The organism is Gilliamella sp. X-46, assembly GCF_057063525.1.
This window is the reverse complement of the sequence record NZ_JBXSQH010000022.1, coordinates 1-24,865: the sequence shown is the minus strand read 5'-3', so window position 1 is coordinate 24,865 and position 24,865 is coordinate 1. Positions and strand designations below refer to the sequence as shown.

Here is a 24,865-nt window from a genome sequence, read left to right as displayed (position 1 = left end):
TGTTGATACTACTTTTAATTGGTTAATTGTGCACTGATCTTTTTCGCAGTGCAAATATCTTGTGTAATTTGTTGTTTTAAATCTGTTAATGAATCAAATTTTTTCTCATCACGTAATTTTTGGACGAAAGTAATGTCTAAATATTGTCCATAAATATCCTCTGAAAAGTCAAATATATTCACTTCTAAAATAGCTTTTTTTCCATTAATGGTTGGTCTTAAACCAATATTGGCGATACCATGGTAATGTTGGTTGTTACAGATATTTTTGACTTTAACAAAATAGACACCTTGTAGTGCAGGCTTTTTTCGGTGTAAGTGGATATTGGCTGTTGGAAATCCTAATTGTCTAGCCAAAGCATTGCCATGGACTACGCGACCTTGTATTGTATAATCACGCCCCAACAGACAATGAGCCAATTCAAAATCACTATTTAAAAGTGCTTGGCGAACAGCAGTGCTACTAATACGGAAATTATTCCAAACCAATGTTGGCATGCTTTCTACTATAAAGCCGTTGTTGTGTGCATATTGTTGTAGAAGATTGATATCCCCTTTACGGTCAAATCCAAATCGAAAATCATCACCGATGGTAATATATTTAGCTTGTAGCTTATTAATCAACCAATCTTGAATAAAATGATTTGCCGACATATGGGCAAATTTTTTTGTAAATGGAATAACAAGAATATAGTCAATACCTAACTTTTCAATCAAAATGACTTTTTCTTGAAATGAAGTTAACCGTGACGGTGCCTTATCTTGTGTAAAAAACTCTAGTGGTTGAGGCTCAAATAACATCACAACCGTAGGCAGTTTTCTTTTTTTTCCTTGTTTAATAATATGGTTAATTAATTGCTGGTGCCCTAAATGAACGCCATCAAAATTTCCCAAGGTTAAAACACATTGAGAGAATTGATTTTTTAAATTAGTTATACCACGGATAATCTTCATGAAAACAATGTTATTTATATTAAGTAGCCGAGAATTATACCAATCTTTCTTTAAGATGCACGTAATATAAAGTGGCTTTTTGCGCTAAATGTTTGGTTTTTGTGATAGCTTAAGGAAGAGGTACTGTATTGACAGTACCAAATAGCATCGAATGATTAATAGTGATTTAATGTGCGTAAAAACTCTTGTCTTGTGCTTGGATTAGTCTTAAATCCACCACCAAGCGCTGTTGTTGTTGTCATACTGCTTGAGTCTTTAATGCCTCTTGCTTTTACGCAATAGTGGGTGGCATCAATGGAAACAGCAACATTGACTGTGCCAAGTAATGTTTGTAGCGCAACTAAAATTTGTTGGGTTAGTCGTTCTTGTACTTGAGGACGCTGTGAGAAAAACTCAACAATGCGATTGATTTTTGACAGTCCAATCACTTTGTCTTTGGGGATATAAGAAACCGTCGCTTTGCCGTCTATTGTTACAAAATGATGCTCACAAACACTGGTTAAAGTGATGTCGCGGACGGTTATCATTTCGTCAACTTGCATTTTATTTTCGATTAGCGTGATTTTAGGAAAATTTTCATAATAAAGACCTGAAAAAATCTCATCAACATACATTTTTGATACTCGATGAGGTGTTTCTGCAAGGCTATCATCTGTTAAATCGAGTTCCATAAGTTTCATTATTTCACGAAAATGAGCTTCGATTTTTTCTTTGCGTTCACCATTATCCATTGCTAATCGGCATGATGGTGTTTCAAGGTTTTTAGCCGCAAGCGCCGCTTTTACTTTTTGCGCAGCAAGACTTAATTCTGTCATTTATTACATACTCAGGCGAAAATAGATACAATATTATATAATACTCCTTATACAATATACAGTCGTTTACATATGGTTTTATATGTGAAACGTTTATACTTTTTTGAAAATTCTTTACATTATATAATGGTTCTTCGTAAGAATATTATTTTTAATTAGGTTATACTACTTAAACAATTGTATTGAATAACGTTTAGGTGACTGTAATGCTAAATAACACACCGATTATCTTAATTGATGGCTCTGCTTATATTTATCGTGCTTTTTTTGCATGTCCTCCGTTAACTAATGCCAGAGGTGAACCCACAGGGGCTATTGTTGGTGTGATTAATATGATTCGCAGTTTGATTAATCAATATAATTCTTCTCATGTTGCTGTGGTATTTGATGCTAAAGGTGGCTCTTTCCGTAACGAAATTTATTCTGAATATAAAGCAACACGTGAAGTGATGCCTGAGAGTCTTCGCCCACAAATTGAACCAATCCACGCTATTTTAAAAGCAATGGGCTTACCACTGCTTTGCATTGATGGGGTGGAGGCCGATGATGTTATTGGTACACTAGCTAGACAAGCAGAAAAGGAAAATCTTGACGTATTGATTAGCACTGGTGATAAAGATATGGCTCAGTTAGTGAGTGACAAAATTACATTGGTTAACACCAAGAATGATATCGTTTTAGATCCGCAAGGCGTAATAGATAAATTTGGTGTGCCGCCTGGCAAGATTATTGATTATTTAGCGTTAAGGGGGGATGCGTCAGATAATATTCCCGGTATTGCTGGTGTGGGTGAAAAGACCGCACAAAGTTTGTTAGCCGAGTTTGATGGTTTAAAAGATATTTATAATCGGTTAGACGATATTGAAAAATTGACAATCAGAGGCGCTAAATCCTTAAAACAAAAACTATTAGACAATCAAAAAGAAGCCGAGCTTTCTTATTTACTTGCGACGATAAAAACCGATGTTGAATTAGATTTTACTAGTGAACAGCTATTATTGGGGGATATTGATGTTAAAGCACTCATTGAGCTGTTTAATTATCATGGCTTTCATCGTTGGCAAAAAGAGCTAATTTCAGGCACTTTTTTAAAACAGCAAAACAATACCCCTATTGATGATAGTTTGCTTTCATTTATGCAACAATCTACACCTGATTTACAAACAAACGATTATCAGTGCATATTAACCAATAAACAACTAGATGAATGGATTGCAACATTAACAAATTGTAAGCAATTTGCTTTTAACATTGAAAGTGATGGTATTGATCATGTACATGCTCAATTAGTAGGAATTTCGTTGAGTGTTGAATCTAATCAAGCGGCTTATATTCCTATTTCTCATCAGTATTTAGGGGTTCCAGAACAGTTACCAATAGATGAGGTGTTGGATAAATTAAAACCAATATTTGAAAATCCAGAAATCAAAAAAGTCGCCCAAAATGCGAAGTTTAATTATAGCGTTTTGGCAAATTATGGTATAACCGTGCAAGGCATTGCGTTTGATACAATGATTGAATCTTATGTATTAAATAGTACTGAACGTTATGATATGGATAGTTTGGCAAACCGCTATTTGAACCACAAAACCATTACTTATGAAGAGCTAACTCAAGCTGAGAAAATACAACTAAATATCAATGACATAGAAGTAGAAAAAGCTACACTATATGCCGCCGAATATGCAGATATTACTTTACAATTGCACAATAAGTTATGGCTAAATCTTGAAAAAGACCAAAAATTAAAAAATCTATTCACTGATATTGAAATGCCATTAGTTATTGTGATTGCCGAAATGGAAAGAACAGGGGTTTTGGTTGATACTAATTTATTGAATAAATACTCTGCTGAGTTGAACAAAAAATTAAAAGAACTGAAAGAAAGGTTACAATTTCTAGCTGGAGAAAAATTCAATCCTAGTTCGCCTAAACAGATTCGAGCTATTTTATTTGATAAACATCAACTACCAGTTTTAAAAAAGACGCCAAAAGGCGATCCAGCAACCAGTGAAGATGTGTTGAGTGAACTGGCCAATCAATACGAATTACCGCGCATGATTTTAATGTATCGTAGTTTAGCTAAGTTAAAAAACACATATACAGATAAATTACCATTGATGGTGAGCCCTATCGATCATCGGATCCACACTAATTATAATCAAATCGGTACGGTAACAGGGCGATTATCGTCAAACGAACCAAATTTACAACATATTCCAGTGCGTACCGAAGAAGGGCGACGAATTCGACAAGCATTTATTGCACCAAAAGGTTATAAGATTATTGCTGCCGATTATTCTCAAATTGAATTACGTATCATGGCTCATTTATCACAAGATAAAAGCCTACTTAACGCTTTTGCCAACGACAAAGATATTCACCTTGTGACAGCAGGCGAAATTTTAGAAAAACCTGAATCTCAAGTAACGCCTGAAGAACGAAGGCGCGCTAAAGCGGTTAATTTTGGTTTAATCTATGGTATGAGTGCTTTTGGTTTATCTAAACAAATTAATATTAGCCGTAAAGAATCCAAATTTTATATTGATCGTTATTTTGAACGTTATCCTAGTGTACAAACCTATATGGAGCAGACTCGCCAGCAGGCTGCTGAGAGTGGTTATGTTGAAACCTTATCGGGTCGACGTTTATATTTATCAAAAATTACTTCAACCAATGGTATTGAGCGTCGAGGAGCGGAGCGGGCGGCAATTAACGCACCAATGCAAGGTACAGCGGCAGACATTATTAAAACCGCAATGATTAAAATGAGTGAGTGGATTAAAAGTCAGCCTGCCGGCAATATTAGAATGTTAATGCAAGTTCACGATGAATTAGTATTTGAAGCTAAAGAAGAACTAATCGAGCAGTATTGTGCTGAAATTAAAAAAATTATGGAAAATTGCTATCAATTATCCGTGCCACTAAAAGTGGATATCGGTGTGGGTGACAACTGGGATGAAGCGCATTAATCATTCTAAATCAGTGTGAAACAAAAGGATAAAATACTAACTGTCTAACATTAATGGAACTATTGCCGAAACCTTTCGGCATGTTAGAATAAGCAACTAAATTGAATTGATATCAACATGTTATTTTGCTTGTTGATTCTGGCAGAATTAAGGAAAAGGGCGCTAGCAGTCTTTTTGTTGTTTAAGCTCGTTTTACTGTTATTATTAGGATTATTTCATGAAAATCAAAACCCGTTTTGCACCTAGTCCAACAGGCTATTTACATGTAGGTGGTGCACGTACAGCGCTTTATTCTTGGCTTTATACTCGTCATGCAAAAGGTTCATTTGTATTACGTATTGAAGATACCGATCTTGAGCGTTCAACACCAGAAGCGATTGAAGCAATAATGGAGGGTATGAATTGGTTAAAATTATCATGGGATGAAGGTCCTTATTATCAAACTAAACGTTTTGATCGTTATAATCTAGTTATTGACGAAATGTTAGCTAAAGGTACCGCTTATCGTTGTTATTGTTCTAAAGAACGTCTTGAAAAATTGCGTGAAGAACAGATGGCGAAAGGTGAAAAGGCGCGTTACGATGGTCATTGTCGTTGTGATTCGGTGCAAAAAGAACATTCTCATGATGAGCCACATGTTGTTCGTTTTGCTAATCCTATTGATGGTACTGTCATCTTTAATGATTTAATCCGTGGACCGATTGAGATCGCCAATAAAGAGCTTGATGATCTTATTATTCGTCGCACAGACGGTTCACCAACTTATAATTTCTGTGTGGTTGTTGATGATTGGGATATGGAAATTACCCATGTTATTCGTGGTGAAGATCACATCAACAATACGCCTCGTCAGATCAACATTCTCAAAGCGTTAGGTGCACCATTGCCTGAGTATGGGCATGTTTCGATGATTTTAGGGGATGATGGACAAAAACTATCTAAGCGTCATGGTGCGGTCAGTGTAATGCAATATCGTGATGACGGTTATTTACCCGAAGCATTACTTAACTATTTAGTTCGTTTGGGTTGGTCGCATGGCGATCAAGAAATTTTCTCAGTGCCAGAAATGATTAGTTACTTTTCATTAGACGCAGTGAGCAAATCAGCTAGTGCTTTTAATACCGAAAAACTACTTTGGTTAAATCACCATTATATTAATCATTTAGATGCAGATTATGTTGCTCAGCATTTAGTTTGGCATATGAACCAACAAGGCTATGATTTAGCTAATGGTCCCGATCTTATTACCATCATTAAGTTATTTGGCGAACGTTGTAAAACACTGAAAGAAATGGCTGAATCTTGTTGTTATTGTTATCAAGACTTTGCTGATTTTGATGCAGATGCAGCTAAAAAACATCTTCGTCCAGTGGCTAAACAGCCATTAGAGACTATTAAGGCTAAAATTGAAGCTATTGCTCAGTTTGACTGGCAAATTGATAAAATTCACCATGCTATTGAAGCGACGGCTGCTGAGCTTGATATCGGTATGGGCAAAATTGGGATGCCATTACGTGTTGCTGTAACGGGGATCGGGCAATCACCATCTGTAGATGCTACTGTTTTTGCCGTTGGTAAAAAGCGCACGCTTGCTAGAATTGATAAAGCTTTGGCATATATTACTCAGCGTGAGCAATCTCAAAATTAATCTATTTATTGCAGGGTAATCCCTGCAATTATTTTCGCCAAATCGAGAACTTCTATGGTTCGCTTAAAAAAACGCTATTGGATCTCACTTAGTATTTTATTTTTGATTGTACTGTTTTGCTTATATGGGTGGCACTATTGGCAGTCATTTAAGCAGAAACATGGAATTATGGTCGATTGGCATGGTGCTAGCATTGGTTTTGAAGGGCTTACTTTTGATGAACTTACTGTTAGCAAGCAATCTCAAATCTCTATAACAGCTAAAAATCTGTTAATTTCGTGGTCATATTTATCTGCAAATAATTTGGATATCCACTGGCAAGTAAATCAATCAGAAACGGTCGTAGATTCTGTCGAAAATGTAGTTGATACTGCTACTGATAATCTTAATCAATCTGATTTTGATCTCTCTTTGATTTCAACTGTTGTTTATTGGTTACCTAAGAATATTCATATAGATATACTGCGATTTTATGAACAAGATAAAAAACAATTCGATTTAAAAGTCGATATCAGTAAACAGCAAGAAGTGGTACAACTGGATGTATCAACCACTACTCAAGAGATCGCACAATTATCGGCTACTTTGTTTGTTAATCAAACAGCTTCGCGTGTTGATATACAAAACGGTCTTTTTAAAACATCTTTAAATCAATTAGGTCTAGAAAATAGTAACTTAACATTGCCTTTTACTGGTTGGGTATCTGCCCATCAATTGGCATTAACGACTTCAGATAAAGCCTCAATTAGCTTAGAAAAAGCAAATCTTTCTGAAGATTTACTTCTTGGATCGTCCTCTGGGCAATTGAATATTCAACTGGAATCAAAAATTCCATTTGATAGTAATAAATTGTCTGTTATAGCAATGCTAACGGTTAATAAGCTTAATGGTATTTATAAAAGTAGTGAAATTAAATCGGTGACAGGTGATGTTAATATTATTATTAAAGATAACCAATTTACGGTTTCGACGCCAGCGTTCAATGTTCAAGAAGTAAATATGGGCATCGCCTTTGAAAAGTTAAAATTAGCGGGTAGTTATTCCGCTTCATTTAAAGCACCTAGCAAAGGTATAGTTACTTGGAGTAAGCTTGAAGCTAATGTTTTTTCTGGTTTAGTTTTTATTGAAGAAAATAAATTGAATTTAGACAAATTACCCCAACAATTTAATTTAAGGTTAAAACAGATACAACTAAAAGATATTTTTGATAAATACCCTGCCGAAGGGCTTGCCGGTGCGGGCGTAATTGAGGGCGTTTTACCTATTACCTTATTAGAGGTAAAGAAAAGGGGCGAAACAGCATTAAAGTTTGTCGTTACAAATGGTCAGTTAGCTACGATCAACCAAGGTTATTTACAGTTTGAAAATTCAACCTTGAAAAATTATGCACAAAGTAATCCAAATATGAAAATACTCACTGATATTATTAAAAATTTTCATTATACTAAGTTACAAGGTATAGTTGATTATGCTAATGACATTGCTAAACTAGGATTGAATATTCAAGGCAGCAATTTAGATGTCGAAAATGGCAAAGCCGTGAATCTAAATATCAATCTTGAAGAAAATATAACTAAATTGCTTATGAGTTTACAGTTGTCAGATCAAATTAGCGAGCCTATCCGTAAACGTATTGAAGATAATTTAAAAAAGGGATCTTCAAAATAAGGAGTTATTTTATGGTACAAAATGTTATGGTAATGATGGTACTAGCGGGAGTGTTAATTGGCTGTTCACCAACAGTTAAGGTTCAAGCTCCAAGCGAGCCAATTAATATCAATTTGAATGTTAAGATAGACCATGAAATTAATATTAAGGTTGATAAGGCGTTAGATAATATTATTAATAAATCTGGATTATATTAAACCAATAGGTTCTATTTTGATCGATGTATTTGATTGTGGACAAAAGGCGCCCCACATTCGAATTAATAAAATATGATGTATTTATTAAGGAGTTTGTTATGACTATCTATAAAAAAGTAATAATAACGTTATTATCAGCCGTTTTATCTTTTTCTGCATTTGCATTAAATTTAGAACAAGCGATGGATTCATTAGGTCAAGCCAAAGCGCAAGGCATTGTTGGTGAACAGGCTGATGGTTATTTAGGCGTAGTGAAAAATGAAGGTAACGCTACCGAAATTGCACAACTGATTAATCAGGCTCGTAAACAACAGTATCAAAAAGTATCCGCTGAAAGTAATATCCCTTTAAGTGAAGTAGAAAAAAAGGCCGGTAGTAAAGCACAAGAAAAGACCCCAACAGGTCAATATATTAAACAACAAGGTCAATGGTTAAAAAAATAATTATCGCTTTTTAATAACAATAACAAAAGTATAATGATATTGCACTTTTATTGTGTATCAATAATGTGTATCCTGTTTGTTTAAATATCTGTTCATAGTGTTTTTTATATTGAATAAAAATAAAAAATGGTATGAAATCTTATCTAGTTAGTTTTTATTTGTAACAATATCGCTTATGCGATTTGAAATGGAGAAAATCAATGTGTTCGATTTTAGGTATTCTTGATATTAAATCAGATCCAGAACAACTACGAACAAAAGCATTAGAGCTATCATGTCTACAGCGTCATCGTGGTCCTGATTGGTCTGGTATTTTTGCGTCTGATAAAGCTATTCTTGCTCATGAACGTTTATCAATTGTGGATGTTAATACCGGATCTCAGCCTCTTTATAATAAAGATAAAACTCTAGTTTTAGCGGTGAATGGCGAAATTTATAATCATCAAGAACTCCGAAATCAGTACAAAGATCGTTATGAGTTTCAAACCGGTTCAGACTGTGAAGTAATTCTTGCTTTATATCAAGAAAAGGGTATTGACTGTCTTGACGAATTACAAGGCATGTTTGCGTTTATCCTTTATGATATTAATAAAGGTAGCTATTTTATTGGTCGTGATCATATCGGTATTATTCCAATGTATACTGGTCATGATGAAAATGGCACATTTTATGTTGCCTCTGAAATGAAAGCACTCGTGCCTGTTTGTAAAACAATTGAGGCTTTTCCTCCAGGATGTTACTTATCTAGTACCGAAGGTGAAATCAAAACCTACTACAAACGTGACTGGATGGATTATGACAATGTTAAGGATAATAAAACAGACATCAATGAACTTCGCCTTGCATTAGAAGAGTCAGTAAAAGGTCATTTGATGTCTGATGTGCCTTATGGTGTGTTATTATCAGGTGGACTTGATTCTTCAGTCATTTCAGCAATCACTAAAAAATTCTCAGCGCGCCGTGTTGAAGATCACGAAAAATCAGAAGCATGGTGGCCGCAGTTGCACTCATTTGCTGTTGGTTTAAAAGGTGCACCCGATCTTAAAGCGGCGCAAGCGGTTGCGGATCATTTAGGTACAGTTCATCATGAAATTAACTTTACTATTCAAGAAGGTATTGATGCCATTCGTGATGTAATTTATTTCATTGAAACTTATGATGTAACAACTATTCGCGCGTCCACACCGATGTATTTAATGGCACGTAAAATCAAAGCTATGGGCATTAAAATGGTACTATCTGGTGAGGGTGCTGATGAAGTGTTTGGTGGTTACCTTTATTTCCACAAAGCACCAAATGCCAAAGAGTTCCACGAAGAAACCGTACGCAAATTAGCGGCACTGCATATGTATGATTGTGCTCGTGCTAATAAAGCGATGGCGGCATGGGGCGTTGAAGCTCGCGTTCCATTCCTTGATAAGAAATTCTTAGATGTTGCTATGCGCATTAATCCAAAAGATAAAATGTGTGGTAGTAATGGCAAAATGGAAAAACACATTGTCCGCGAAGCATTTGAATCTTACTTACCAGCATCAGTTGTTTGGCGTCAAAAAGAGCAATTCTCTGACGGTGTCGGTTATAGTTGGATTGATACATTAAAAGAGATTGCCGAAAGTAAAATTACTGATCAGCAATTAGAAAATGCAAAATTCCGCTTCCCGTACAATACGCCGACTTCAAAAGAAGCCTATATGTATCGTGAGATTTTTGATGAACTATTCCCACTTGAAAGTGCAGCGCATTGTGTGCCAGGTGGTCCAACAGTTGCTTGCTCAACCGCTAAAGCGATTGAATGGGATGAATCTTTCAAAAACCTAAATGATCCATCAGGCCGTGCAGCGGTAGGTGTGCATAATGATGCTTATAAAAAATAAAGGATTAGACTCAAGATAATATTATCTAATTCAAATTTGTAAAAAGGGCTATATGCCCTTTTGTTATATTTAGCTAGAACATTCTGATTAATCTACTTTTTGTTAAATTCATTTTAACTAAACTATCATAGTTTAGTGACGATAAACCTCCCATTTTTCATTCAACGATAATCTAATCATTTATTAAAAACTTTTCATTATTTTAAAATTTAGTTCATTAGTTTCATTGATTGGTATACGTTTTTGCAAAAATAACGCAATTTTCTATACAACATGTCTTGAATTTTTTATGAGCATTTTTTATTAAATATGTGATCTAAATTCATTTTTTTGTAAATCTAATAAACTATACTTAATGTTACCAGTCACATAACGACTGGGTGGAAAGTAAACAATGTTTATTTTCCAATAAATATAATTGTAAGAGTGGTGATTTATTAACTAGGAGCATTGAGTGAAAAATTATAGAATTGCAATAATCAACTCAAGTAGTTTTGGAAAATATTTTCCAGATCATTTAAAACGACTAGAAAAAATAGGTGAAGTAAAACATTTTACTTTTGAAAATAGTATTTCTGGAAAAGAATTAGCTGATGCATTGCAAGGATTTAATATTGTAATTGCGAGTGTCAGACCATTTTTTGATAAAGCGTTTTTTGATAACAAGAAAGATCCTTTACTTTTACTTTCTCGCCATGGAATAGGGTTTAATAATGTTGATGTTATTGCCGCTAAAGAGCATGGTACGATCGTTACTATTGTTCCACCATTAGTTGAGCGAGATGCGGTTGCTGAAAATGCAGTAACGAATTTACTGGCATTAATTAGGCAAACAGTTCAATCTCAAGCGGCTGTTAAGTCAAATGAATGGAAAAAAAGAGCCTCTTTTCTGGGCATTAATGTTACGGGTAAAGTTGTTGGTGTTATTGGATGCGGTAATATTGGCAGTCGAGTAGCAGAAATATTTAAACATGGCTTTAATGCTCGATTACTTGTGGTTGATCCTAAGGTCAATAAAGAATGGGCAAATAAAAATAATATCGAAATTGTTGAATTAGATTATTTGCTTCAAAATTCCGACATCATCTCTTTAAATGCATCACTGAATGAAACAAGCTACCATATTTTAAAAGAGCCTCAATTTTCTTTAATGAAAAAAGGTGTCTATATTACGAATACTGCACGAGCTGAATTGATTGATGAAAGTGCGTTATTAAATGCACTTGATAGTGGTATTGTTGCTGGACATGTAACTGACGTAATGTATGTTGAACCTTCGTATAACGATCATCCTTTAGTTAAGCATCCTAAAGTACTTGTTACACCTCATACTTCCGCTTATGCCATTGAATGCCTGCAAGGTATGGGGGAAAAGTGTGTACAAGATGTAGAAAATTTTGTTAATAATTTAGAACTACAATCAGTTGTTTCTTAATAAATTATTTTAAATTTTAACTAATAATAAAAATATTAAGGAGTTTATATATGCAAGAAATGCATGTAACGTTTCTTCAAGCGGCGATTATTTCCATATGGGTTGCAATGGTTATGTCACGGGGATTGGGTGGAGCAACCTTAACGTTAAGGTTTACCCCAATGATGACTGGTTTAATTGTTGGTGTTGTTTTTAATGATATTCCAAACGCGATGATAACAACTGCTGCAATACAATTAATTTACATGGGCGTTTTTTCGCCAGGTGGTCAAATGCCATCAGAGCCAGCTATTGCAACAGCAGTTGCTGTTCCTGTTGCGTTGCTTGGAAATATGGAACCAACAGCTGCGGTTGCAGTTGCTGTACCCGTTGGTTTATTAGGATCTTACCTGTATCAACTAAGATTTTTCTTTAACACTATGATTATGAAATTAACTGAAAGATATGCGCAAGAAGCAAATAGTTCAGGATTAACTTTTTCTATAATTATATTACCAATAATTTGTAGTTTTGCCTTATTTGTTCCGTTTATGTTTGTTGCACTATATTTTGGAGCACCGATTATTGCTGATGTTATTAAATCCAATGCCGGAGGAGTGGTTTTCCATATTCTTAACGTTATCGGTGGTGGCCTTGCAGCAGTTGGTATTGCATTAACCATTTATGTTATTGGTAAAAAGAGCTACATCATTTTCTTCTTATTGGCTTATTTTATGGCAGTAATGGCCAAACCACTGAATATAACAATGGTAACTTATGCGATTGTGGGAGCTATTGTTGCCTTTATTTTCGTTCTTGCAAAAAGTGAAGCAGTAAATTCTGCGGCGGATCAGCCTAGAAATAATTCAAATAATAACAATCAAGATGATGACGATTATTAATCTACAGTGATTTGATGAATCAATTAGATAGAGGAATTTTATAATGACAGAAATAGTACAAGAAAGCATTGATCTAAAACCAGAGACTATTACTAAAAAGGATATAACTTTTGCTTGGTTACGATGGTATTATGCCAACGAAATCCCACACTCATTTGATCGTTATCTTGCGGCATCATTGATGTGGGGGTTAATGCCAATCCTTAAAAAATTATATAAATCAAAGAGCGAACTGGCAGCTGCTTACCAACGACATTTATTGTTTTTTAATACTCAAATAACTTGGGGTGGAGGAACAATTTCAGGAATTATGGCCTCTCTTGAATCAGTTCGAGCCGATGAGGTTTATCAAAACAAACCAATCAGTATTGATGATGATGTACTTTATAATACTAAAGCGGGTTTAATGGGAGCATTAGCCGGTATTGGGGATGCGATTGACTCGGGTACTATACAATATATTTTTATTGCAATTGCACTTCCTTGGGCACAAGAAGGATTAGCAATTGGTGCGTTGTTCCCTTTCTTTGCTTTTGTAACATATCAACTTTTTGTGGGATATTATTTTGCACAATTAGGATTTAAATTAGGTAGAAATGCTGCTACAGAAGTTGTGGGTAACAAAATGCAGATGCTTATAGAAGGCTTATCTATTTTAGGTCTGTTTATGATGGGGATTTTAGCCGCGAGCTATATTAAAGTCTCATCAAGTTTAAAATTTACTTTATCAGGTAAAGAGTTTGTTATACAAGACACATTGGATAAAATTTTACCGGGTGTGTTACCGCTTGTTGTTGTCATGGGGCTTTATTTTTATTTTTCTAAGAAAGGTTTAAAAGTCACCAGAGCATTAGTTGGGTTAACCATCATACTGGGTGTTTTAGCTGCAATTGGCATTTTATAAAATAGCGATATAAAAAATAGAGGTTATAAATTATGGGAAAAGTTGTTTTAGCTCGTGTAGATAGTCGTCTCATTCATGGTCAAGTTGCAACTAACGTTTCTAAAGCGGCTGGGGCTAATGCCTTATTCGTTGCCGATGACTATTCAGCAAATGATGAGTTCACAAAAAATATCATTTTAGGTGCCGGTGCTAGTACAGGCCATAAAATTAGAGTATTAAAAGAAGATGGTGCGGTAAGATATTGGAATGATCGCAAATATGATGATTTTAATGTTATCTTAATTACTAAAAATATTGAGGTAATGTATAAAATTATTAAAGCTGGAGTACCAATAACCAACCTTAATATTGGTGGATTACCACTAGTGCCCGGTGCAACTTCAATAATCAAAGAAGTATCTATTAACAAAGAGCAACTTGATCTATTGATTGATTTACAAAAGAGTTTTCCTAATATGGATATCTATTTTCAGGCAACGCCTTCATTGAAAAAAGTAACACTAAATGAAGCAATTAAGATGTTTGAATAATCAAGGATGGTAAAAATGATAGGTGTCTTATTAATTAGCCATGGCAAAATGGCATCAGGAATGAAAGATAGTGTAACAATGATTGTTGGAGAACAAGACAAATTTGAAGCATTATCACTTAACCCAGGGCAAGATATTAATCAATTAAAAACGGATTTATTTAATTGTACCAAATCGTTAGATTCTGGCGATGGTGTTTTAATTTTTGTCGATCTCTATGGTGCTTCACCTTATAACGCATCAATGCAATGTGTGTCACAATGGAATGATCTTGGCATGAATGTTCGCGTTATTACTGGTATGAGCTTGCCAATGGTAATTAATGCAGTATGCAATAGAGATTCGCTATCACTGCAAGAGTTGACAAAAGAGTGTATTGAATCAGGGAATGAAAACATTCAAGATGCTATTGCAAATATTATGCATTCCAACAAATCTGAAAGTGAAGACGATTATTAATTAGTTTAATTTAACTAATATTATTTATTAAGTTGATAGTTTTTAGTTTATACCTATCAACTTATTTTTTATCTTCATAGTTAATCGGATTGTATAAATGTTTATTCACTATATTATTTTAAATTTTATATTTAGATAGTTTATTAAAAATGGAAATACTTAAAGATCTTGTTCTACGATATTGCGTCATCTTTGGCAAACGGTTTTCTCCTAAAGAAAAGATTGCTTTTTTAAGAGTGATATCTAAAGAACTCAGTCAATTAGGCTATATAGTTGATGCAAAACTTGCTAAATTGAAATTAGCCACAAGACGGTATGAAAACTACTACAATGCTTATATTGGTGATTTAAATAAGGCCGAATTAATCATCTGCACTTATTATGATACGGCGATTAACTGTTTTAATCTTCAAAAAAAATATGCGTTTACACCGCAATTTAATAAATTAAATTACTTTATCAGCATTGCGCCCATTGTTTTTTTATTTATTATATCGCTGATATTAAATTATTTTGTCTTTCTTCCAAATATTAGTACTCAAGGCTTTTTTAGTTTTTCTGGCATCAGCTCAATTATTTCAACCGTTTTGCTATTTTTTGTTGTATTTAAATTTAAAAGCGGCATTCCTAATCAAAAGAATTTTGTTTGTAATTCATCAAGTATTATTACTATTATTAACTTGATTAACCAACTCGACAAAAAAGACAAGAAAAAAATAGCCTTTGTTTTATATGATGGAGGGAACAGTAATCAATATGGCTTAAAAATGCTGGAAAGCTACTCTAGCCAAATAAAAGACAAAAAATTTATTTTTATAGACAGTATTGGTAATGGCAATGATTTAATTTATCTAAAACCACAAGGATCGGCTCTACAAATAGAAGGCAAAACTATTTATACAGGAAAAATGGAAACCCAATTACCCAATTACATCATGATCACATCTGGTGATATAGATAAAGAGGGTAAAATTGTTATTAATAATGCTCATTCATCAAAAGACAACTACTTATCTAACGAAATAATCGAAAAACATACCCAGTCGCTTCATAATGTATGCCATTCATTAACAACTCGTTATGTCGATAAAAATCAAAAGTAGTATTTGAGTGGAGGGAAAGCGATCACATCTACCAACCGATTGGATAGATGTGATTGATAAATTAATGTGCAGCGCCTTTTGGTGCACCAATCGGTAAAATGGTACGGCCATATTGTTCATTAATTACTTCTGCCATTGCTAAATAAACAGCACTTGCTCCACAAATAATGCCTTCAAAACCGGCAATATGGATGATGTCATGGTTACCTGAAATATTACCAATGGCTAATAAAGCAAATAACACGGTTAAACTAGCAAAAACAAATTGTAATGCGCGGTTACCTTTTAATGTGCCAATAAACATAAAGCCAGTAAAAATACCCCATAAAGCAAGGAAGATACCCACAAAAGTTGCATCAGATGGTGCTGTCGCCGGTGAAGTTGGTAAATACCAAATACCCACTAACGCAATCCAAAAGAAACCATAAGAAGTAAATGCCGTTGTACCAAACGTATTACCTTTTCGAAATTCTAAAATGCCAGCAATGACTTGTGCAAGGCCGCCATAAAAAATACCCATTGAGACAATGACTGTCATAGCTGGGAAAAAACCAGCATTATGAATATTTAATAAAATTGTTGTCATACCAAATCCCATTAAGCCAAGAGGGCCAGGATTTGCAAGTTTTGTTTGTTCCATAAGGATCCTATAGGTTAAGTTTGATGATTAACAAAGAGCGGCAATAATAAGTGTAGACAACGCGATAATCAAGATTTCAGAGAAAATTATTTTTTTGCCCCCCTTGATATTAATAATAATGTTCCCATTTATGTGAAAACAAAAACATTTCTTTGTGAAATAAAGGCTTGAAAATTAATATTTAAGACCTATATACAAGAAATAAAATACAGATTTTGAGGAGAAAAGATTATGGGTAAAATTATTGGTATTGATTTAGGTACAACAAATTCATGTGTTGCTGTCATGGACAATGGCCAAGCAAAAGTATTAGAAAATGCAGAAGGCGATCGTACAACCCCTTCCATTATTGCTTATACTCAAGATGGTGAAATCTTAGTTGGTCAACCAGCAAAACGTCAAGCAGTAACTAATCCACAAAATACATTATTTGCCATTAAACGTTTAATTGGTCGTCGTTTTGAAGATGCCGAAGTACAACGCGATGTTAGCATCATGCCATATAAAATTGTAAAAGCCGATAATGGTGATGCATGGGTTGATGTTAAAGGTCAAAAAATTGCGCCACCACAAATTTCTGCCGAAGTATTAAAGAAAATGAAAAAAACAGCAGAAGATTATCTTGGTGAAGCGGTGACTGAAGCGGTAATTACTGTTCCTGCTTATTTTAACGATGCACAACGTCAAGCAACCAAAGATGCTGGTCGTATTGCAGGACTTGATGTAAAACGTATCATCAACGAACCAACAGCTGCTGCCCTTGCTTATGGTTTAGATAAAGATGTAGGTAACCGTACTATTGCTGTTTATGACCTTGGTGGTGGTACATTTGATATTTCTATTATCGAAATCGACGACGTTGATGGTGAAAAAACCTTTGAAGTATTAGCAACAAATGGTGATACTCACTTAGGTGGTGAAGATTTTGACTCACGCTTAATCAACTATTTAGTTGACGAATTTAAACGTGAACAAAACTTCGATCTAAAAAATGATCCGCTAGCAATGCAACGTTTAAAAGAAGCGGCAGAAAAAGCAAAAATTGAATTATCATCAGCACAACAAACTGATATTAATTTACCGTATATCACTGCTGATGCAAGTGGTCCAAAACATTTAAATATTAAAGTAACACGCGCTAAACTTGAGTCTTTAGTTGAAGATTTAGTTAAACGTTCAATGGATCCTGTAAAAACAGCATTACAAGATGCAGGTCTTTCTGTTTCTGATATTAAAGACGTTATTCTTGTTGGTGGTCAAACACGTATGCCAATGGTTCAAAAAGCGGTTGCTGACTTCTTTGGTAAAGAACCACGTAAAGATGTAAACCCTGATGAAGCAGTTGCTGTTGGTGCGGCTGTTCAAGGTGGTGTACTTGGTGGTGATGTTAAAGATGTGTTATTACTTGATGTTACTCCATTGTCTTTAGGTATTGAGACTATGGGTGGCGTAATGACAGCTTTAATTGAAAAGAACACAACTATTCCAACTAAACATAGTCAAGTGTTCTCAACTGCTGAAGATAATCAATCAGCTGTAACCATTCATGTGTTACAAGGTGAACGTAAACGTGCGGGCGATAACAAATCATTAGGTCAATTCAATCTAGATGGTATTCAACCTGCACCTCGCGGTATGCCACAAATTGAAGTGACTTTTGATATTGATGCTGACGGTATTTTACATGTATCTGCGAAAGACAAAAATACTGGACGTGAACAAAAAATTACCATTAAAGCCTCTTCAGGATTAAGTGAAGAAGAGATTCAAAAAATGGTTAACGATGCAGAAGCCAATGCCGATGCAGACCGTAAATTTGAAGAGCTAGCTCAAACTCGTAACCAAGCCGATCATCTTGTTCACTCAACACGTAAACAAGTGACTGAAGCCGGTGATCAGTTATCAGCTGATGATAAAAAAGCAATTGAAGATGCAGTCAGTGCTTTAGAAGTTGCCGCTCGTGGCGAAGATAAAGCAGAAATTGAAGCTAAAATTAATGCATTAATGGAAGCATCTAAAAAATTGCTTGAATTAGCACAACAACAAGCCCAAGCAGCTCAAGGTGCGGGTCAAGCAAATAGTGGAAACACTAATGCGCAAGATGATGTTGTTGATGCAGACTTCAAAGAAGTTGATGATGATAAAAAATAAACATTAACTACAATGTTTTTTAATGAGTTATTTCAACAAGTTTTAAGCATATAACAAGTTAAACGGGCGCGAGGTAACTCAAGCCCGTTTAGTTGTTTATACAATCATAAAAAAATAAAGGTTAATTATGGCGAAGAAAGATTATTATGAAACATTGGGCGTTAGTAAAAGTGCCAGTGAAAGTGAGATAAAAAAAGCCTATAAACGCCTAGCGATGAAATATCATCCTGATAAGAATCAAGATAACAAAGCCGAAGCCGAAGCAAAGTTCAAAGAAGTGAAAGAAGCTTACGAAATCCTGACGGATCCGCAAAAAAAAGCGGCTTATGATCAATATGGACATGCAGCTTTTGAACAAGGACAGGGTGGATCTGGTGGATTCGGCGGATTTGGTGGTTTTGGCGGTGGTGCATTCGACGATATATTTAGTGATTTCTTTGGTGGCGGTCGTGGACGCAGTCAAACCGCCTCTCGTGGCAATGACTTACAATACAATATCTCCCTAACATTAGAAGAAGCCGCAGCAGGCGTTAATAAAGAAATTAAAGTACCAACTTGGGTAAGTTGTGATACTTGCCACGGGCAAGGCGCTGAAAAATCTTCTGATGTGGTCACGTGTAATACCTGTCATGGTGCAGGTGTTGTACAAATGCGACAAGGATTTTTTGCCGTGCAACAAGAGTGTCCAACTTGTCATGGACGGGGTAAAGTGGTTAAAAATCCATGTAAAAAATGTCATGGTGAAGGTCGTGTTGAAAAAACGAAAACATTGTCTGTTACTATTCCAGCCGGTGTTGATACAGGCAACCGTATTCGACTATCTGGTGAGGGCGAAGCAGGTTTAAATGGCGCACCAGCAGGTGATTTATATGTTCAAATGCAAATTAAACCACATGCTATTTTTGAGCGAGACGGCACCAATTTGCATTGCGAAATTCCAATTAATATTGCATTGGCATCACTTGGTGGCGAAGTTGAAGTACCAACCCTTAATGGCAAGGTCAGCTTAACGATTCCTGCTGAAACACAAACCGGTAAAATGTTCCGACTACGAGGTAAAGGCGTCAAATCATTACGTGGTAGTGCGGTAGGTGATCTTTACTGCCATGTTGTGGTTGAAACACCCGTTAACCTAACGAGCAAACAAAAAGAGCTGCTTAAAGAGCTAGGCGAAAGCTTTAAAGCCGATAAAAACTCTAAACACAGCCCCAAAGAAAAAAGCTTCTTTGACAAAGTGAAAAAGTTTTTTGGTTAATTTGATATAGCAAAAGCACGATTGAACAGTAAAATAACTTGTTCAATCGTGTGTTAGCCAACATTAACACCTCTACACCCATCCCTATTTATTCACAAAAACAAAAAACTTTTAGGCAAAAATTAGTTAATGCAGGTATTAACTTTATTAAAGTTTTTGGTGTTTTTTAGCCAAATTAACCGTTTATGCAACTATTTCGTTTTTTACTACGATCCTGTTTTTTGCTTACGATATTTTTCGGTCAAAATTTCAACAGAAAACTTACCGTTATTTTCTCGGGATAGATTTAAAGAGTATGGTTTGTAGCTCCATATTTTATCCCCTGTTATGTTTTTATATTCTTCTTTACCATATTTTTGGGTTAATTCTTTATAAACTTTCTGCTCTATTTCTGCTGTGTATGTCATTTTTTGATAAACATTGAACACAACCAATTGGGTAGGGTTACGCTCTAAGTCATCTTCAAGTCTAATTGTTAATTTTTCGTCTTGATTGTTGGCATTTAAAGTTATTTCATAGCTTTTGATTGTGCCTTCGATTATCGATTTTTCGCCTATTTTTGATGGCGGTAATCGCATTTTCTTTTCACTAATCTTTATGTCCTTTTCAGAAAGGTGATATTGGTTTTTGAGTAATTCAACCAGTTCCGGTTCGGTTATTCCAAGCTTAACCCCTGCAAGTTCAAGATTTTCCGCCTGCTCTTTTGTTAAACCATCAGCCCAACAGGTTGGGATACAAAATAACAAAGTGAATAATAAAAAGTACTTTTTTAACATTGTTTAGCTCCTAGTTGTGTTATAGTCCATTGCTTCGAATAGATACATAGAATTTACCCTCAGTTTCTGGGGATAAGCCTAAATGGTATGAGTTGTAACGCCAAACTTTTATTCCGAAAAAGTTTGTTGTTTCTTCCTTACCATATTTTTCGGTTAACTCCTTATAAACCTTCTGTGCACTTTCTACTGTATATGGCATGGTATGATAAATACTATAAACCACCATTTTTTTTGGAGGATTATGCGTGATATCGTCTTTAAGTTGAATTGTTAACGTTTCTTCTGGATGGTTGATATTTAAAACGACTTCATAGATCTTAATTGTGCAAGTAGTTATGCTTTTTCCATCTATTTTGGTTGGCGGTAATGCCATTTGCTGCTCACTAACAGTAAAGTCATTTTCAGAAAGGTGATATTGGTTTTTGAGTAATTCAACCAGTTCCGGTTCGGTTATTCCAAGTTTAACCCCTGCAAGCTCAAGATTTTCTGCCTGCTCTTTTGTTAAACCATCAGCCCAACAAGTTGGGATAAAAAGCAACAAAGCAAATAATAAAAAGTAACTTTTTAGCATTGTTTTTTCCAATTTGTATATTAATTCCTTAACTTATTATTTTATTATAATAAAATAATAAGTTAGGCACCAGTAAACAATAAAAAGCAGCCATAGTGCAAAAAAACAGCAAAATAAATCTACCAATTAGATTGATTATTTATCTATCTATACACTAAAATATGTCAGAAAACGTATTGATTTTATTAAAGTTTTTATTTAATGTTTTTTATTCAAAAAAACATCACCAAAACCATTCCCCAAAACACGCCACCAAAAGCTTAACCGCCCGCAATCAACAAAACTTTACAAATATTTAACAAAAAAGCTAGCGGATTATCACTCAAGCGGTTATAATTTAAGCGCTTTAAAAGCAAGGGAAAGCTCGTCAGTCGAGCAGTCAGTTATAAAAAATGTAAATAAAACAAAAAATTACTTGACAGGACAATCGAAATGCGTTACCATTTATGGCATCTGGCATCTGGCATCTGGCCTGCCAAACCTACGCCCTAAAACTTTTTAATTTTCACTGTAGTCGAAATCAGACTCAATTCTTATTTTCATCACCGAGGTCATTTCGCGTAGCGAAATGGACGCCGTCATCGCGGTTTTTTCAGGCGATGTTTTCGTCGGGTCCTTCGACAACATTCTCGGAAACCTCTTTGGTCAGGTCATCGGCCACCTCTTCGACAAAATTATCGTCGATATCCAAGTGGTTGTTAAAGCCGCCATTGGTATTCAAACCGCCATTGTTGTTTAGAGTTTCATTGTTATCTAAATCGGCGTTGTTCTTCGTGGTATTGTTGTTGTCGTATACACAGGGTTCTGTGGCATTAACGCCTTGTTCACAGCCATTCATGGCGTGTACTTCAAGGGTAATAGAGGGTAGTGCGCCGTATTTAGCGTTCAACTATGGTCTAATGAAGGCAACAGATACAGACAGTCTGTTGTCTATAAGGTTGCAGGATGGTCGGGTAATCACGCCATCTAGTAATACATCAAGTGTATCAAATCCAATAAGCTTACCTTATGCAGGAAGTACTTTGGGAGATATAGGAATGATATTCCCACGATTAACAGCTAGTTCAGTGAGTTTAAGTGATTTAGCCACAAGGTATAATTATTGGCGTGATGATGATGGAGATGAGCTGGCTGCAAATGGTGTATCAGGGAATATATCGGCATCCTTTACAGATAAGGATGGCAATGACGTTAGTTTTAACGAAGCATTAAGTGCATGTAAGGCTCCTTATAGGGTAACCTTAAGTAGTACAGGGGGATATTTACAGACACAGTACGGGGTTCCTAATAGGACCAATTTTAGCAGTCAGAGGGTGACATATTATATCAATCCGTATGGCGGTACTTGTGTATCACGCTTTGTGAGTCGCGCAAGGCCGGTTTTGTTGTTTGGTGGTACAAGAGGCATCAATGTTTATGATAATCCTCGCTACGCAGGCCCATCTAACATATGGCGTCCTGATGAGGGTTTTGTAACTCAGTCAACGAGTTCATCATCTTATGACCAAAATTTTCCTACAACGGGTGCTGATGGGTTGTATTTTGACTTAAAGATGCCTACTGGAGTTAATGCAAGTCAGTTGACGTGGTCTGTTGTCACGAATGGCGATATAACGGCTACGGTGACAAGTGTAACAGCTAATAATATTTGGATTCCTAGTGTTGGTAGAGGAAAAGTTGTCGCACGAGTTAAGTTAAGGGGTCCTAGGGCTAATAGTTCTCAGATAAGTTCAACAAATCCTAGTTCTTTAACTGTACCATCTTTGCCACAGAGATTTGAGTTGGTGGGTAGGGATAGTAGTGGTAATGAGGTGAAGTATGGATTTGTGTTAAAGCAGTGGTTCGTCAATCGGGGTGATAAACTGGATACACAGTCTAACCACTCCTCTTGGTGTAGTCGTTTGGGTTATCGTCTTGCTAGGGTAAGTGATTTAACCAATGCAGTCAGAACTGATAATCCTCCTATTTCTGGCGCCACGCCTAGTTCATCTGAGAATCATTACATGCGTCACATAGGTGCAGGTTTTTTCACTGAGTGGGGCCTCATGTACCTCTACGGTGGTGCGGGCTTCGTCGACTCCTACGACTGTACGTTTTTCGCAACAGGTAGCCCTGGGTTCGATGTCGACTCGTTCACCGGCTTCGTCCGCAGCACCAGTGTTTCCACTAGAAATTGTGCTGTTTGCCCCGCACCTTAGTTTTTAGCGTTTAGTCCTTAATCCTTAGGCCGCGGGGGCGGTTATGGTGCCAATAGCGGAGAATTTATCAAAGAATAAAGCCCCCGCGTAAGTGGGGTATTCCCTTAGGGTTACGCTGTTGCGGCGAAGCCACAATCGCGCCGCCTCCGCCGCCGGCGACGCTGAAAGTGTCGATGGCAATTCTAGTGATTACGCTGTGGCGGTTTAAGTTTGTGGTCTATTTATAGTACGGCAAGGTTTCGGACGTTTTGACCTTGGGTGAAAAAAATAGCTACAGTGACCACGTCCGAGCAAAGGGAATTAAAGCGAATTCCCTTTGCAATCCCACGCTTTGGCTACAGAATGTGGCCTGCGGCACTACTCGTATCATCCTGATACTCGCCTCTACGAGGCCATCTTCGCTGTGCTCAAATGTTCAAATTTGTTCCAGACAAATTTGTCCGACGCCGTCGCTTGGTCTTAACGCACCGTTTGTGGACGCGTTCCCGACGCACCACAAACTCGCCAAACATCCTTGTTTGGCGTGCTAACCTCACTCTGTTGTCGGCACATTCTGACGCCGGAATAAGACAGACAAGATAATCTTAGGTGTTTTTTGATGAGTTACTTTTGTGTTAAAAAGCAATGTAATTGTATCCAAAAAGCGGTCAGGAAAATTATTGGTTTTATTGAAGTTTTTATTTTTGTATTTTCAAGGAAAATCAATCGCTTACACAACCTAAGCAAAGCGCCGACATACAAAAAACAATAAAACCACGAATAGCGCCCTAATAACAGCAATTTAACCGCTCCAAACCCTTTTTTTAACGATAATTTAAAATTAAAAAAATCAATAAATTATAAAACATCTCAAAAAAAGGGTTTTCAAAGATGAAATTGTTGTTTATCTTTATACAGCAAGATTTATCAAATCTTGAGCTCTACCTTAACGCCGTGTAGGCGGTTTAGAAATTAATACCTATTCCGATCTCTACAAGATCTGGCCTTAACGCCGTGTAGGCGTTTAATTAAAATAAATCATATGATTACAAAAACATAATATCTTCCAAAAAAGATGGTTATGTTGTCTGTCTTGTTCCGGCGTCAGAATGTGCCGACAACAGAGCGAGGTTAGCACGCCAAACAGGGATGTTTGGCGAGTTTGTGCTGCGTCTGGAACGCATCACAAACGGTGCGTTAAGACCGAGCGACGGCGGAGGGCAGCCGCAGGCCACATTCTGCAGCCAAAGCGCGGGATTGCTAAGGGAATTTGAACTGCACCCCAAAAGTTGTACAAAAAAACTAAGCTGCTGGAAAATAATACTCCCGATATTGAACAGGACTCTTTTTGTCCAAGCTTAATTTAATTCTTCTATGATTATAATAATGGATATATTCCTCAATATCCGCTTT

The 24,865-nt window shown here is 35.9% G+C and carries 21 protein-coding genes; 15 read left to right on the top strand and 6 right to left on the bottom strand.

Going from position 1 to position 24,865, the window contains the following annotated elements; translation table 11 throughout:
- Positions 1-14: 14 nt before the first annotated feature.
- Positions 15-953 (bottom strand): bifunctional riboflavin kinase/FAD synthetase, encoded by a 939-nt coding sequence (ribF, locus tag ACYIAJ_RS10535; RefSeq protein ID WP_483564779.1) that lies wholly within the window; start codon positions 951-953, stop codon positions 15-17.
- A 155-nt stretch (positions 954-1,108) separates the two neighbouring features.
- Positions 1,109-1,768: a GTP cyclohydrolase I FolE gene (gene folE / locus ACYIAJ_RS10530; protein ID WP_091349344.1), complete on the bottom strand. Its 660-nt coding sequence runs from the start codon at positions 1,766-1,768 to the stop codon at positions 1,109-1,111.
- 206 nt (positions 1,769-1,974) lie between these two features.
- Here folE and polA point away from each other — a divergent pair, with 206 nt between their 5' ends.
- From polA to ACYIAJ_RS10470, 12 genes are all read left to right on the top strand, one after another.
- Positions 1,975-4,740, top strand: coding sequence for a DNA polymerase I (gene polA, locus ACYIAJ_RS10525; RefSeq protein ID WP_483564778.1), 2,766 nt, complete (start codon positions 1,975-1,977; stop codon positions 4,738-4,740).
- A 217-nt stretch (positions 4,741-4,957) separates the two neighbouring features.
- A complete protein-coding gene (gene gltX / locus ACYIAJ_RS10520) occupies positions 4,958-6,388 on the top strand; it encodes a glutamate--tRNA ligase (protein ID WP_160402343.1) in 1,431 nt (476 codons plus the stop codon).
- Positions 6,389-6,442: 54 nt separating this feature from the next.
- Positions 6,443-8,056, top strand: a complete 1,614-nt coding sequence (locus tag ACYIAJ_RS10515; RefSeq protein WP_160402344.1) for an intermembrane phospholipid transport protein YdbH family protein — start codon at positions 6,443-6,445, stop codon at positions 8,054-8,056.
- An 11-nt stretch (positions 8,057-8,067) separates the two neighbouring features.
- Entirely contained in the window at positions 8,068-8,253 is a 186-nt protein-coding gene (locus ACYIAJ_RS10510; protein ID WP_160402345.1) for a YnbE family lipoprotein, read from the top strand.
- Positions 8,254-8,351: 98 nt separating this feature from the next.
- Positions 8,352-8,696, top strand: a complete 345-nt coding sequence (locus tag ACYIAJ_RS10505; protein ID WP_160402346.1) for a YdbL family probable chaperone protein — start codon at positions 8,352-8,354, stop codon at positions 8,694-8,696.
- Positions 8,697-8,896: 200 nt separating this feature from the next.
- On the top strand, positions 8,897-10,570 hold the full coding sequence (gene asnB, locus ACYIAJ_RS10500) for an asparagine synthase B (protein ID WP_160431880.1): 1,674 nt from the start codon (positions 8,897-8,899) through the stop codon (positions 10,568-10,570).
- Positions 10,571-11,024: 454 nt separating this feature from the next.
- A complete protein-coding gene (locus ACYIAJ_RS10495) occupies positions 11,025-12,005 on the top strand; it encodes a D-isomer specific 2-hydroxyacid dehydrogenase family protein (protein ID WP_483564777.1) in 981 nt (326 codons plus the stop codon).
- Between the two features lie 59 nt (positions 12,006-12,064).
- Complete coding sequence (locus ACYIAJ_RS10490) at positions 12,065-12,886, top strand: PTS mannose/fructose/sorbose/N-acetylgalactosamine transporter subunit IIC (protein ID WP_091349396.1); 822 nt, start codon at positions 12,065-12,067, stop codon at positions 12,884-12,886.
- A gap of 43 nt (positions 12,887-12,929) precedes the next feature.
- The gene (locus ACYIAJ_RS10485) at positions 12,930-13,790 is read left to right on the top strand and encodes a PTS system mannose/fructose/sorbose family transporter subunit IID (RefSeq protein ID WP_160402349.1); all 861 of its coding nucleotides are present in this window, start codon (positions 12,930-12,932) and stop codon (positions 13,788-13,790) included.
- Between the two features lie 32 nt (positions 13,791-13,822).
- Positions 13,823-14,320, top strand: a complete 498-nt coding sequence (locus ACYIAJ_RS10480; protein WP_091349363.1) for a PTS sugar transporter subunit IIB — start codon at positions 13,823-13,825, stop codon at positions 14,318-14,320.
- A 15-nt stretch (positions 14,321-14,335) separates the two neighbouring features.
- Entirely contained in the window at positions 14,336-14,779 is a 444-nt protein-coding gene (locus ACYIAJ_RS10475) for a PTS sugar transporter subunit IIA (protein ID WP_483564776.1), read from the top strand.
- A 149-nt stretch (positions 14,780-14,928) separates the two neighbouring features.
- Positions 14,929-15,882 (top strand): hypothetical protein, encoded by a 954-nt coding sequence (locus tag ACYIAJ_RS10470; protein WP_483564775.1) that lies wholly within the window; start codon positions 14,929-14,931, stop codon positions 15,880-15,882.
- Between the two features lie 61 nt (positions 15,883-15,943).
- On the opposite strand, the gene satP is transcribed toward ACYIAJ_RS10470, so the two are convergent.
- Complete coding sequence (satP, locus tag ACYIAJ_RS10465) at positions 15,944-16,522, bottom strand: acetate uptake transporter (protein WP_483564774.1); 579 nt, start codon at positions 16,520-16,522, stop codon at positions 15,944-15,946.
- Between the two features lie 231 nt (positions 16,523-16,753).
- Between satP and dnaK the strand changes: the two genes are divergently transcribed.
- Both dnaK and dnaJ read left to right on the top strand, forming a co-directional pair.
- Positions 16,754-18,673 (top strand): molecular chaperone DnaK, encoded by a 1,920-nt coding sequence (gene dnaK, locus ACYIAJ_RS10460; protein ID WP_483564773.1) that lies wholly within the window; start codon positions 16,754-16,756, stop codon positions 18,671-18,673.
- Positions 18,674-18,800: 127 nt separating this feature from the next.
- A complete protein-coding gene (gene dnaJ / locus ACYIAJ_RS10455) occupies positions 18,801-19,928 on the top strand; it encodes a molecular chaperone DnaJ (protein WP_483564772.1) in 1,128 nt (375 codons plus the stop codon).
- Positions 19,929-20,134: 206 nt separating this feature from the next.
- Here the strand turns inward: dnaJ and ACYIAJ_RS10450 are convergent, their stop codons facing one another.
- The gene (locus ACYIAJ_RS10450; protein ID WP_483564771.1) at positions 20,135-20,704 is read right to left on the bottom strand and encodes a hypothetical protein; all 570 of its coding nucleotides are present in this window, start codon (positions 20,702-20,704) and stop codon (positions 20,135-20,137) included.
- 19 nt (positions 20,705-20,723) lie between these two features.
- Positions 20,724-21,275, bottom strand: coding sequence for a hypothetical protein (locus ACYIAJ_RS10445; protein WP_483564770.1), 552 nt, complete (start codon positions 21,273-21,275; stop codon positions 20,724-20,726).
- Between the two features lie 446 nt (positions 21,276-21,721).
- Between ACYIAJ_RS10445 and ACYIAJ_RS10440 the strand changes: the two genes are divergently transcribed.
- Positions 21,722-23,473 carry a hypothetical protein gene (locus ACYIAJ_RS10440; protein ID WP_483564769.1) on the top strand — a complete coding sequence of 584 codons (1,752 nt, stop codon included), beginning with the start codon at positions 21,722-21,724 and terminating at the stop codon, positions 23,471-23,473.
- 1,281 nt (positions 23,474-24,754) lie between these two features.
- Here ACYIAJ_RS10440 and ACYIAJ_RS10435 read toward each other — a convergent pair.
- The coding region (locus ACYIAJ_RS10435; protein ID WP_483564297.1) for an IS3 family transposase at positions 24,755-24,865 on the bottom strand (111 nt) is incomplete at its 5' end.